Genomic DNA, 12,735 nt, shown 5'->3' on the forward strand with positions numbered 1-12,735 from the left:
CTATTGAATTTAATTACGTAAGCTTTAAAACATGGAAAATAACAGAAGAAAGTTTATTAAAACTGGTTTGCTGGCAGCTAGTGCCCTGCCTGTTCATGCATCCTTCGGTAATAGACAAAATATGATTTCGTACGACACAACTGGTTTTATGGAGCCTGCAAGGCAATTGCCAATTGTAAAAGAAACCGATGTTATTGTTTGCGGAGGAGGTCCGGCTGGGATTGCCGCGGCAATTGCGTCCGCCCGGAATGGTGCTAAAACAACCTTAATCGAAATGTATGGGTGTCTTGGGGGAATTTGGACTACTGGCTTGTTGAGCTATATTATCGATTATGAAAAGAAACCGGGTATTATGAAGGAACTGGTGCACAATCTCGAAAAAAGTGATGCACAACATTTTGCGAAAGTTTACGATGCGGAATTAATGAAATGGACATTGGATAAGATGTGTTTGGATGCCGGGGTAGATATCAGACTTCATACTAAAGTTACCGCAGCTTATAAAAATTCCAAAAATAATCTGGAATATATAACCACTGAGAGCTTTTCGGGCAGGGAAGCATGGAAAGCAAAAGTCTTTATTGATACCACAGGGAATGGCCAATTGGCTTCCCTAGCGGGATGTAATTTTGCTATAGGACACCCTGTATCAGGAAAGACTCAACCAATGTCTTTAATGGCCATGTTGACAGGGCTCAAAGAAAGCGAACTGAATAATGGCGGTTTAACGGGAAAAATTGGATATCCCACTAAAGAGGAAAAGAATTTTTTATATAGTGAAATTGAACGTGCTGGATTAAAGGCCAGCTACACAAAACCTACTTTATTTAATGTTAGGGAAGGTTTAGTAGCAATGATGGCCAATCATCAATATGGGGTTTCAATTTTGGATGCCAACCAGGTTAGCAAGGCTACTATTGAGGCGCGTGCAGAAATCAATAATATGGTAAATGGACTCCGGTCGTTGGGAGGAGTGTGGTCGAACGTGAGACTTGTTTCAACAGGTGCGCAAATCGGAGTTAGGGAAGGTAGGAGAATAGTTGGGTTATATACTATTACAAAGGAGGACCTTATTAACGGGGCACAGTTTGATGATGGAGTTTGTAAAGTTGATTTTGGTGTAGATGTTCATTCACTGGAAAGAGATTCAGGAGGAGGGTATAGTAATCACGGGGTGCCATCTAAGCCTTATGAAATTCCATTAAGAGCATTAATAGCCAAAGATGTAAACGGATTAATGATGGCCGGAAGGTGTATCAGTGGAGATTTTTTTGCACATGCCAGCTATAGAGTAACGGGAAATGCTGTTGCTATGGGAGAGGCGGCAGGTCAGGTTGCAGCCCAGGCCTCCTTGGAGAATAAACTACCACAAGAAATCAAGTATAGGAAAGCGTAATGATAAAAGAGTTATAAAAAATTAAGGATGATTTCATTTATAGTTTCTATAGCAGTTTTAATCTTAGGCTATTTCACTTATGGAAAATTCGTGGAGAAAATATTTGGTGTGGATAAGGATCGTCCTACTCCGGCCATAAGATTACAGGACGATGTGGATTTTATGCCCTTGCCTGCATGGCGAATTTTTCTCATTCAATTCCTGAACATTGCGGGGCTTGGCCCGATTTTTGGAGCAATAGCCGGTGCCATGTTCGGACCTTCCGCCTTTCTATGGATCGTACTGGGAAGCATATTTGCGGGGGCTGTCCACGACTATTTTTCAGGCATGCTTTCTATACGCCACGACGGACTTAGTATTAGTGAGGTAGTCGGTATATACCTTGGCCCAAAGATGAAGCATTTTATGCGCTACTTCACTATTATACTTTTGATTTTTGTGGGCACCGTATTTTTGATGGGGCCGGCCAAGATCATTGACGGCATGACCGGGAATATATGGAACCTATGGGTTTGGGTGGCCATTATTTTGGTCTATTATATTCTTTCCACCTTATTGCCCATAGATAAAATGATAAGTAAGCTCTATCCCGTTTTTGGTATGGCCATGCTTTTGATGGCCATTGGGCTACTTTTTGCACTATTATTTGGGGCCTACCACATCCCGGAAATTGTGCCGGCCAATTTGAGGAATATGACCACGAGTCCAACAGAAACACCATTATTCCCAATACTGTTCGTAACCATTGCATGCGGAGCCATATCAGGATTCCATGCCACACAATCCCCCTTGATGGCACGTTGTATGAAAAATGAAACCTTGGGACGAAAGATTTTTTATGGAACGATGATCACCGAAGGAATTGTGGCCTTGATCTGGGCCGCAGCGGCGATGACCTTTTTCGGCAATGTGGAATCGCTCAACGGTGCAATGTTGGCCAATAACAATAATGCAGCTTGGGCTGCCAATGAAATATCGCTAAACATGTTGGGTAGCGTAGGAGGGGTGTTGGCCTTGTTGGGTATCGTAGCGGCACCTATTACTTCTGGAGATACTGCTTTTAGATCGGCGAGATTGATTCTCGCAGACGTATTTAAAACAGATCAAAAGAAGATCAAAAACAGGCTTTACCTGAGCTTACCGTTGTTTGTTATTGCCTTTGCGCTTACACAGATCGATTTCGGCATTATATGGCGTTATTTCGCTTGGAGCAACCAGACCTTGGCCACTGTGGTGCTTTGGACCATTACAGCCTATCTTATGTATAACAATAAGGCCATTTGGGTAACCCTGTTGCCTGCAATTTTTATGACCATGGTCTGTAGTACCTACATTTTAATTGCTCCTGAAGGGTTTGAATTGGCCAATACTATTGCGTATATAGGGGGTGCATTCATTACTCTTAGTGTAACAATTCTATTTTGGGTCTATACAGCTAAACGACAAAAATATTTAAGGGCATTGCCAAACATATAAAATTTGAGTTGAGTTAGATTAGTTGAAAGGGAACAATGGGAAACCGTTGTTCCTTTTTTTTTAAACCATTAATTGAACAAGTGTATTTAAATACCACACATGCACCACACCCACACCATCAATTTAAATAATCTTATAATCGTGTAGTTATTTGTTAATGATTATGTTACTATGATTTTGCTATTTTGGAATATTAGATTAACCACAACTAGTTCAGTGAAATTCACCACAGTTGCAACACACCATCACCATTGAAGAACCTTCTAATGGCGTGTGACTTTATATTTATAATCTGATATGAATATTATTTCACTCTGTGGTGTATTACGGTACACCCTATGGTGTTTTACGGTTCTATATATGGTGAAGGTATGGTGAAGTATTACGGATGAACTGGGGATTATATTTTCATATTGCATTTTTGACTTTTAATGTAGTTAGTTAAATAAAAAGGTTTAATAATTTCTTTTACTGCTAATTCCTACTTTTACAAAAACATTGACCCATGCTCCATTTAAAATTAGCAACAGACCCACGTTGGGTTAATATTGTTGAAAAAAACATAGAAGAAATACTAACAGACCATGCATGGTGTGAACAAAAGGCAGCTACTAATGCGATTACCATTATTACACTTAATTCTGAATACCCCGATCTGGTTACCGATTTACTCCTTTTGGCCCAAGAAGAATTAGAACATTTTCAAATGGTACATGATATCATTAAAAAGCGCGGTTACACCTTAGGGAGAGAGCGTAAAGACAGCTATGTAAACGAGCTTTATAAGTTTATGAACAAAGGTGGCAGTAGACTTGAATCTATGGTAGATCGACTCTTATTTTCCGCTATGATCGAAGCGCGAAGCTGCGAACGTTTTAAACTACTTTCTAGAGAAATAAAAGACCCGGAACTTTCTAAATTCTACCATGATTTAATGATTAGCGAAGCAGGCCATTACACTACTTTTATTGGTTTTGCTCGTAAATACGGCCAAAATATAGATGTAGACAAACGCTGGCAAGAGCTTGTGGAATTTGAAGCTGAAGTGATAAAAAACTACGGAAAAGAAGAAACGATACACGGGTAAAAATATGCTGTGCTGCGAAGTTTTCAACTCCATAGCGTGTGGTCTATTGTTGTGGGTCACTCGTCAGAGCCGTTAACTAGATGGAGGGACTATTGTTCCTTTTTTTATTTCCCAATACAAAAATTAGCAAATATATTTCCCAACAACTCATCATTGGTTACTTGTCCAGTAATTTCCCCTAAATGATAGAGTGCTTCGCGGACATCTATGGCCAAGAGATCGCTGGGGGTATCCTCATCCATTCCAAATTGCACTTTTTCTATCTCTTCCAAGGCCTTTAACAGGGAACTGTAATGTCTGGTGTTGGTTACTATGGTCTCGCTATTGCGCAGGGCTCCCGTATTTACAAAATCCAATAAGCGCGACTTCAGTGTTTCCACCCCTTGTCCGGTTTTGGCGGACAGCAAATGCAGTCCTGAAATTTGGGATTGTAGATCTTTGATTTGTTCCTTATCCAACCTATCCACCTTATTGGCAATTACCAATAAAGGTTTTTGAGGATATTTAGTTTTTATTTTTTCCAGTTCCTTTATGCTGTTCTTTAACTTATCTGCATGGGTAGCCATTTGCCAAGCATCTACCAATAGTACAACCACCTGGGCCTGTTCTATTTTCTCAAAAGTCTTTTTTATGCCAATACTTTCCACCACATCCTTGGTATCCCTAATTCCAGCGGTGTCTATAAACCGAAAACCTATACCTTCTATTACGATCTCATCCTCTATGGTATCCCTAGTGGTTCCCGCGATGTCGCTTACAATGGCCCGCTCCTCATTTAATAGGGCATTTAATAGTGTAGATTTGCCTACATTGGGCTCCCCAACAATGGCAATGGGAATCCCGTTCTTGATCACATTTCCTACGGCAAAGGAATCTATTAATCGCTTTAAGATCCTTTGTATCTTGGTAAGTAGTATTTTAAACTGGGTTCGGTCCGCAAACTCTACATCCTCCTCTGCAAAGTCGAGCTCCAGTTCCATAAGGGAAGCGAAGTTCAGAAGCTGGTCCCTCAATTTTTTTATTTCGTTACTAAATCCACCCCGCATTTGCTGTATGGCTATCTGGTGGCTGGCCTCATTATCGGATGCTATAAGATCGGCCACAGCTTCGGCCTGACTCAAGTCCATTTTGCCATTTAAAAAGGCACGAAGGGTAAATTCCCCCGCAGTAGCCATTCGGCAGCCGTTTCGCAGAAACAACTGAATTATTTGTTGTTGTATATAAGGCGAACCGTGGCAGGAAATTTCCACAACATCTTCACCAGTATAGGAATGTGGACCTTTAAAAAGAGATAATAAGACTTCATCCAACACCTTATCGTTCTCCGTAATATGTCCCAAATGAATGGTATGGCTCTTCTGTTTATTTAAATCCTTTCCTCTTATCGATGTAAAGAAAGGATTGGCCAGGGCAATGGCATCTTTCCCGGAAATACGGATTACAGCTATGGCACCGGCCCCTGAGGGCGTAGCTAAGGCAATGATGTTGTCGTTGGTAATCATTAGTATTATAATTGACCGTAAAAATACGATATAAAATTTTCAAAATGGTTTCACCATTCAATTGACAAATACAATAATCTAATTATTTGAAACAATGTACGTTAACCTTTAACACTTTGTAAAACGATTGAAAAGCGCTGTTACAATAATGATTTGGAACTTTTATTTGGGAATTGCAAAGTTTAACACAATGATTTTAGTCATAATTAATGCAGGATATATTGTGTAATTTTGATAGTGTTCCAATATAACATAAAAGAGTTCAATTAAGCTTTGGAATCTAGGTGTATCGGAACATTCAATTTAAAATTACTATATGAAAATGATTAGAATTATTACTTTATTGGCAGTGGGTTTATTCTGCCAAATCACTTTGGCTCAGGAAACTCCGGATCCAGTTACTCCTGTGGAAAATACCGAACAAATGGAGCAGGAGAGAATTTTGCAGGAAGAAAAGGAAGCCAAGGAAATTCAAAAAAGGATAGACAAAGCGGAAAGGGATACCAAGAAGGCTGAAAAAGCGCAAAAGAAGGCTGAGAAGGAATTGAAAAAGCGCGAAAAACTTTCGTCCGAAATAGATTCCAAAAGAAGGTCTATAGCCAAAGACACAAGAAAAGTAGAAAAGCTACAGGAGAAAATGATCAAGGATCAAAAAAAGGGAAAATTATCCCCTATGGCAATAGAGAAACTGAACCAGAAAATTGACAAACTGGAGAAGGGTATTGAAAAAGATAAGGACAAATTGGAAAAATTGGAACGCAAACAGTAGTGGGCCCGGCAGAATTTCGAAATAAGGTAAACTAATGCATGTAACAAATGGTGAATTTATTCGTCCTATAATTATTACAACTAATTTATAGGACTTAGATCAAGTGTCGGAGCTATACTTTTTCAGCCTATAACAACTTAATAAAAGCAACCGATGAAGGCAGAAAACAGACAACTATTGGTGTTGACCCATTTGAGTCAATTATTGGATATAGTTACAGGGTTTGGAGGATTTATAGTTCCTTTGGTCTTGTGGCTAACCCAAAGGGATACCATAATGAATATGGATGAAAATGGAAAATCGATTATTAACTTCCAGATCAGTATGTTCTTATATATACTAATTTGCATCCCGTTGATCTTACTTCTTGGTGTTGGAATATTAGGGATTATTGCGATAGCAGTGCTCTGTTTCGTATTTCCTATTGTCAATGCCATAAAGGTGTCCAATGGCGAAAAACCTCATTATCCCCTGAGCATAAAGTTTGTGTAGTTAGTAAACATTTTTGTTTAGGACAAAAAAGCCGTATTTCAAATGAGATACGGCTTTTTTTATAATGAAAGAGTGGGGTGTATTTTGAATTCAACCCTTGGGTTGAATTTGTATTTCTAACTGTTCAACATTACCGGCATTACCAACATGGTGACATTTTCGCCTTCGTCCAAACCGTCAATTGGGGTAAGGATACCGGCCCTATTGGGAAGGCTCATTTCCAATTGCACGTCATCCGAAGTAAGGTTGTTCAACATTTCCACCAGGAACCTTGAGTTAAACCCTATCTGCATATCGTCACCTTGGTAAGAACAGGTCAATCTTTCTTCCGCCTTATTGCTGTAATCTATGTCCTCAGCGGATATATTAAGTTCCGCACCTGCAATTTTTAATCGAATTTGGTGGGTGGTCTTATTGGAAAATATGGAAACCCTTCTTACCGAACTTAAAAGTTGTGTTCTGGCAATGGAAAGTTTATTTGGGTTTTCCTTAGGAATTACCGCTTCGTAATTCGGGTATTTACCATCTATCAATCTACAGATCAGGATAGTGTTTTCAAAACTGAATTTGGCGTTGCTTTCATTGTATTCAATGAGTACTTCCGTTTCGCTGCCCGATAAAATCCCCTTTAATAAATTAAGAGGTTTTTTAGGCATTATAAATTCGGCCACCTTGGAAGCAGTAACATCGGTACGTTGATATTTTACCAATTTATGGGCATCAGTAGCTACGAAGGTTAAACTTTCTGGGGAAAATTGAAAGAAGACACCGCTCATTACAGGTCTCAGATCATCATTTCCGGCAGCAAAAATAGTTTTATTGATGGCTGTTGCCAAAATATCCCCGAGTACTGTGGTAGAGGATGGATTTGACAATTCAACCGATTTTGGAAATTCAGCTCCATCTGCATAGGCCAAAGCATATTTACCGTGGTTAGAGCTGATTTCTACCGTATTGTTATCCTCTACAACAAAAGTTAATGGCTGTTCAGGAAAGGTTTTTAAAATTTCCAATAACAGTTTTGCAGGAACGGCAATGGTACCCTCATTGTCAGAATCGACCTCTAATACAGAACTCATTGTGGTTTCCAAATCGGAAGCGGAAACAGTGAGTTCCTTTTGATTTAAATCGAAGAGAAAATTGTCTAGAATAGGTAGGGTATTGCTGTTATTGATAACCCCACCTAAAACTTGGAGTTGTTTTAGTAAATAAGTGCTAGATACTATAAATTTCATTGGTTTATTTTTTTTTAAGGAATCTACATTATTGTACAACCAAAAACAGTGTTTAAATATCTGTTTGAATCCGCAATATTCCTTCAATCACGGCCAAAACAAAGATATTTTAAATGTCCTTTTTAAGGAAACAAACTTATCAACACTTATACCCCATATTTTTTCTTTCGAACGGCGTGAATTAGGAATCCAAAAATAAAGGTCAAACACAGGGGTAGGCCAATATTAATCAACTGCCATTTGGTTTTCTGGTCATTAATTTTTTCAGCATCCAAGAAAGGGATAGTTACTTTCTTGTTCCGAATGTTTATAAGTCCGGTATCGTCCAATAGGTAATTAAGGCAATTTATGAGGAATTCCTTGTTGCCAAAAAAGTTGTTTGTCCATTTATCATAACCTAATTCCAAAGGTCTGCCATTTCGGACCTGGTTTCTTATTAGATCCCCGTCCGAAAGCACTATCATTTTGTTTTCAGGGCCTTGATCCACTATTTTGTCCAGCTTAAGTGGTTTTACCCGGTTTAGGAAGGATGATTTGAAGGCACCTTCGACCAATACCCCTAAAATCTTATTTCCGTCGTTATATAGGTCTTTATCCGGTGGTGTATTAATAATGTCCAGCTGAATTGGCTTGGGCACTCCCTCGGTTTTTGATAAGGGCGAGCTACTGAGTAGGATCTGCTTTTTATAATCACTGCCAAGGGTATCCAAACTACCTGTAAACTGGAACCTGACGGCTTCCAAGTTGTTGTTTATGGGATGGTCGTTCTTGGAAAAGACCATAGGGTTGTAGTACCAGGGAACAGGGTTGTATTGGGAACTGTTGCCCTCTCCTGTCGCCAAAACTATTTGTGTAAAATAAAGGTCGTTCACCAAATCCGTATTTAAACGAACCCCATATTTAAAGAAAAAATCGTTTAGGTTAAGATTGCGTGGCAGGGCCATGGCGGTACCTTCTTCGTTGAAGAGGCTATCCAGTTCCATAGCCACCTGATCTATGAGCCAGAGCGACTTGCCTCCTCCGGTAATATATTGGTCTAAAATAAATTTCTCTTCATCGGTAAAGGCCTCTGTAGGTTTTGCAATGAGGGCAAGATCAAATCCTTTTAATTGTTCCAGGACCTTTTTTGGATTGGTTGACACCGAGTCCAAGGTAATGGCACCAATGTTGTAATAATCTTTTATGGTGGTCAAATAATCTGCCATATAAATATCGCCCAACTCTCCATTGCCCTTAATGATGGCTATTTTTTTCTTTTCCTTGATGTTCAATTTTGTAAAGGCATCTGCAAAGGCATATTCCAAATGTTGAACGGAATTATTTACCCGCTCTTCCGTGGTGGCACCTAGTTTATTTTTTAATAGGGGTACCTTTACCGTACTGTTGTTATAATTTACCATGGCCCATGGAAAAATAATCTCTTGGGAAACTTTTCCATTCTGTTCAACCGTAACGTTGGTGGGCGTAAGGCCCAAGGCCTGTAGATCTGTGATAACGCCTTCAATTTGAGAAGCTCCCTCAAGTGGATTTACGAAATTGAACTTTATATTATTGTTTTCCGATGCAAATTCCTCTAATAGCTGCCTAGTTTCCACCCTCAATTTTATAAATTCGGGAGGAAGATTTCCATCCAGTAGAATATCGATTATTACCGGTGCACTAAACACCCCAACAGAATTTAATGCCGCCTTGGAAAGTGTATATCTACCGTCTTCGGTAAGATCTATTCTTGCGTAGAAAAAACTGGCCAGAATATTTACGACCAGCAATAGTAGAACAGCCCTGATTATAGATAATAAACTTTTCTTCATTACCTATTTTGATTTTTTAGTTGATTAATGGTCAGGTAGAGAAAGAATAGGGTAAGACTTGTGAAATAAACAATATCCCTAGTATCCAAGATACCCCTGGCAATACTTTCAAAATGGGCCTTCATTCCTACTTGTTCCACAAAAAGTACCATGGGGCCAGTGGGCAATATTGTGGCCAGACTTTCAAATCCGTACAACATAATAAAGCATAGAACCATACCTATTATAAAGGCCACTATTTGGTTTTCGGATAGGGTCGAAGCAAATAGACCAATGGCGGTATAGCTTGCAATTAAAAAGAAAAGCCCAAAATAAGAGCCTAGCACCATGCCCATATCCAGATTACCTATGGTTACACCCAATTGGGAAATGGTATATACATAAAGTATTGTAGGCAATATGGCGATCAAGGCCAGACAAAAGGTACCCAAAAACTTTCCCATAACCGTTTCCCATAAGGAGATGGGCTTTATAAAAAGAAGCTCCAAAGTGCCTAGTTTTTTTTCCTCAGAAAAACTTTTCATGGTAATGGCAGGAATCAGAAAAAGAAACACCCAAGGTGCAAGAAGAAAGAAATTGCCCAGATCGGCAAAGCCGTATTCAAAAATATTAAATGGTCCCTTAAATACCCACAGAAACAATCCGTTGAGTACTAAAAATAATCCTATGACCAGATAACCTATAGGTGAGGTAAAAAATGATTGTATTTCTCTTTTAAATATGGCAATCATGTATGTTAGTTAATCGTTTCCTTCTTTGTTAGGCTCCAAGCTTCTGGTTTGTCCTCGAATAATAGTTTGGTCTTCTGCCAGACGCTCTTGAAAAATTCCGAATTTTTATAGTTGTCCAAATCGGTAGCGCTATTCCAATAACTGTAGGTGAAAAATATATTTTTATCTTCCTCGCTCTGTAACAGTTCTAAAAAGGTGCAGCCGTCAGCTTGTCGAATTTTCTTTTTATTGTTTTCAAAGATGGCTTCAAAACTAGCAATATTTTCCTTTTTGAAGGTTAATTTTACAATTCTTACCAACATTTGTTCATTGTCTTTAAGTAAAATTAATAATTACAGTGTCCCTATAATCAAGACCCAATAGGGTAGAGGCTCCCCCTACGGTATTTAGATCGCTTTTATAAATGGCGATTTCTACATAGCCTGAGGAGTTAAATAGGGCCAGTAATTCTCCTGGGGATTTACGCTGACTTTTGTCTAGGTCGTAATTTATGATGTCGCTGTATTTTTTATGTATCTCCCTTATTTTTTTGTTTCGGGCATGTAGTTCAAAAGGTCTGCCCTTGCCAATGGATTTGAAGGTATTTTGTTGAATGTTGGTTACCACATTCCCGTAGTTGTCTATATAAATGACACTTCCGGATATGGTCTTGCCGTCATCGGAAATTCTTGGGTTGAACTCCCGAAGGTCCTTAAGGTCTTTAAAGGGCCTGCCTATTACTTCCAATTTTCCACCTCTTGCAATATGGCTTGCGGCCTTAACAAAAACATCCATTTCCGGAAACGAGCTGTCTATGGTATTGGGTAATTGAATTTCTACCACTTTTTCAGGAACTATTTCAGAAATTATGAGCCCTATCACCCCGTTGTTGGCCATTATAAAATAGTGGTTGTCCACCAAGACCGCAATATGTTGGTTTTCCGGTGTTAATTCAGAATCCACGCCTACGATATGGATACTGCCATCAGGAAAATTTTTGTATGAATTTTTGAGGATGTAGGCGCATTCCTGAATATTAAAAGGTGCTATGGAATGAGAAATATCAACAATTTTTGCATCTGACAATTCCTTGTAAATTGTCCCTTTTATGGCGCCTACAAAATGGTCCTTGTGTCCAAAATCAGTAGTTAAAGTAATTATAGCCATATAGGACTGTTGATATGTTTTTGGTTTGGTAAGTTGTTTTTTTACTTAAGTTTGTTAAACAAAATTACACAAAAAATTAGCGAAGCAAAATATATATTTCATATCTAATCCTTTATAACACCTCTCTTCTTTGAACGAACTTATAATAGAACTTACAGACATTAGCCCAAGGGAATTTTTTGGACAGAATAATGAGAACATAGATTTACTGAAAAAACATTTCCCCAAGCTTAAAATTGTTGCACGAGGCAACAAAATTAAGGTCTATGGTGATGAAGACCTATTGGACGAATTCGACAGAAGGTTCGACCTGCTTACCGCCCACTATGCCAAGTACAATAAGTTGGATGAAAACAGTATTGAGCGACTCTTGGCCAGCAATGGACAGGAAGTATTGGAGTCTTCGGAAATAAGTGGTGAAGTTTTGGTCCATGGTGTAAGTGGTAGGCTTATCAAGGCACAAACGGTAAATCAGCGAAGATTGGTCGATGCCGCTAGGAACAATGATATGGTATTTGCCGTAGGACCGGCGGGAACCGGAAAAACATATACGGGAGTGGCATTGGCTGTAAAAGCCTTAAAGGAGAAACAGGTTAAACGAATTATATTGACAAGACCAGCTGTTGAGGCCGGAGAGAATTTGGGCTTTTTGCCAGGAGATCTTAAGGAAAAGCTGGATCCTTATATGCAACCTTTGTACGATGCCTTACGGGACATGATTGCGCCGGAAAAATTGGCCCATTATATTGAGAATGGTACCATACAGATAGCCCCTATGGCTTTCATGCGCGGTAGGACATTGGACAATGCCTTTGTGATTTTGGACGAGGCCCAGAACACAACCCATGCCCAAATGAAAATGTTCCTGACCAGAATGGGGAAAAATGCCAAATTTTTAATCAACGGGGATCCTGGGCAAATTGATTTGCCAAGACGTTTGATTTCGGGATTAAAAGAAGCCTTATTGGTTCTTCAGAACATTGAGGGGATAGAAGTTATTTACTTGGACGATAAGGATGTGATAAGGCATAAATTGGTTAAAAAGGTTATAGAGGCCTACAAAGGAATAGAGCATAACAATTGATAGTTG

General features: G+C 39.1%; 12 protein-coding genes. 6 read left to right on the forward strand and 6 right to left on the reverse strand.

Annotated elements, in window-relative coordinates; genetic code table 11:
- Positions 1 to 31 precede the first annotated feature (31 nt).
- The 3 genes from KO529_RS06050 (at position 32) to KO529_RS06060 (ending at position 3,959) form a co-directional block, all read left to right on the forward strand.
- Positions 32 to 1,396 carry an FAD-dependent oxidoreductase gene (locus KO529_RS06050; RefSeq protein ID WP_215946994.1) on the forward strand — a complete coding sequence of 455 codons (1,365 nt, stop codon included), beginning with the start codon at positions 32 to 34 and terminating at the stop codon, positions 1,394 to 1,396.
- Between the two features lie 27 nt (positions 1,397 to 1,423).
- The gene (locus tag KO529_RS06055) at positions 1,424 to 2,872 is read left to right on the forward strand and encodes a carbon starvation CstA family protein (protein WP_215946995.1); all 1,449 of its coding nucleotides are present in this window, start codon (positions 1,424 to 1,426) and stop codon (positions 2,870 to 2,872) included.
- A 505-nt stretch (positions 2,873 to 3,377) separates the two neighbouring features.
- Complete coding sequence (locus KO529_RS06060) at positions 3,378 to 3,959, forward strand: tRNA-(ms[2]io[6]A)-hydroxylase (RefSeq protein ID WP_215946996.1); 582 nt, start codon at positions 3,378 to 3,380, stop codon at positions 3,957 to 3,959.
- 104 nt (positions 3,960 to 4,063) lie between these two features.
- Here KO529_RS06060 and mnmE read toward each other — a convergent pair whose 3' ends face one another.
- Positions 4,064 to 5,461, reverse strand: coding sequence for a tRNA uridine-5-carboxymethylaminomethyl(34) synthesis GTPase MnmE (gene mnmE / locus KO529_RS06065; RefSeq protein WP_215946997.1), 1,398 nt, complete (start codon positions 5,459 to 5,461; stop codon positions 4,064 to 4,066).
- 316 nt (positions 5,462 to 5,777) lie between these two features.
- Here mnmE and KO529_RS06070 point away from each other — a divergent pair, with 316 nt between their 5' ends.
- Positions 5,778 to 6,230, forward strand: a complete 453-nt coding sequence (locus KO529_RS06070; protein ID WP_215946998.1) for a hypothetical protein — start codon at positions 5,778 to 5,780, stop codon at positions 6,228 to 6,230.
- Between the two features lie 153 nt (positions 6,231 to 6,383).
- Positions 6,384 to 6,722 (forward strand): DUF4870 domain-containing protein, encoded by a 339-nt coding sequence (locus tag KO529_RS06075; RefSeq protein WP_215946999.1) that lies wholly within the window; start codon positions 6,384 to 6,386, stop codon positions 6,720 to 6,722.
- A gap of 116 nt (positions 6,723 to 6,838) precedes the next feature.
- Here KO529_RS06075 and dnaN read toward each other — a convergent pair whose 3' ends face one another.
- The 5 genes from dnaN to KO529_RS06100 form a co-directional block, all read right to left on the reverse strand.
- On the reverse strand, positions 6,839 to 7,957 hold the full coding sequence (gene dnaN, locus KO529_RS06080; RefSeq protein WP_215947000.1) for a DNA polymerase III subunit beta: 1,119 nt from the start codon (positions 7,955 to 7,957) through the stop codon (positions 6,839 to 6,841).
- A gap of 146 nt (positions 7,958 to 8,103) precedes the next feature.
- Entirely contained in the window at positions 8,104 to 9,768 is a 1,665-nt protein-coding gene (gldG, locus tag KO529_RS06085) for a gliding motility-associated ABC transporter substrate-binding protein GldG (protein WP_215947001.1), read from the reverse strand.
- Entirely contained in the window at positions 9,768 to 10,499 is a 732-nt protein-coding gene (gldF, locus tag KO529_RS06090) for a gliding motility-associated ABC transporter permease subunit GldF (protein ID WP_215947002.1), read from the reverse strand. The genes gldG and gldF overlap by 1 nt, the downstream gene beginning before the upstream one ends.
- A gap of 5 nt (positions 10,500 to 10,504) precedes the next feature.
- Positions 10,505 to 10,801, reverse strand: coding sequence for a putative quinol monooxygenase (locus tag KO529_RS06095; RefSeq protein ID WP_215947003.1), 297 nt, complete (start codon positions 10,799 to 10,801; stop codon positions 10,505 to 10,507).
- A 13-nt stretch (positions 10,802 to 10,814) separates the two neighbouring features.
- The gene (locus KO529_RS06100; protein WP_215947004.1) at positions 10,815 to 11,645 is read right to left on the reverse strand and encodes an SAM hydrolase/SAM-dependent halogenase family protein; all 831 of its coding nucleotides are present in this window, start codon (positions 11,643 to 11,645) and stop codon (positions 10,815 to 10,817) included.
- Between the two features lie 130 nt (positions 11,646 to 11,775).
- Between KO529_RS06100 and KO529_RS06105 the strand changes: the two genes are divergently transcribed.
- Positions 11,776 to 12,729 (forward strand): PhoH family protein, encoded by a 954-nt coding sequence (locus KO529_RS06105; protein WP_111624797.1) that lies wholly within the window; start codon positions 11,776 to 11,778, stop codon positions 12,727 to 12,729.
- Positions 12,730 to 12,735: the final 6 nt, after the last annotated feature.

Origin of the sequence: Arenibacter algicola, from assembly GCF_018860365.1 — a bacterium.
GTDB classification, from domain to species: Bacteria; Bacteroidota; Bacteroidia; order Flavobacteriales; family Flavobacteriaceae; genus Arenibacter; species Arenibacter algicola_B.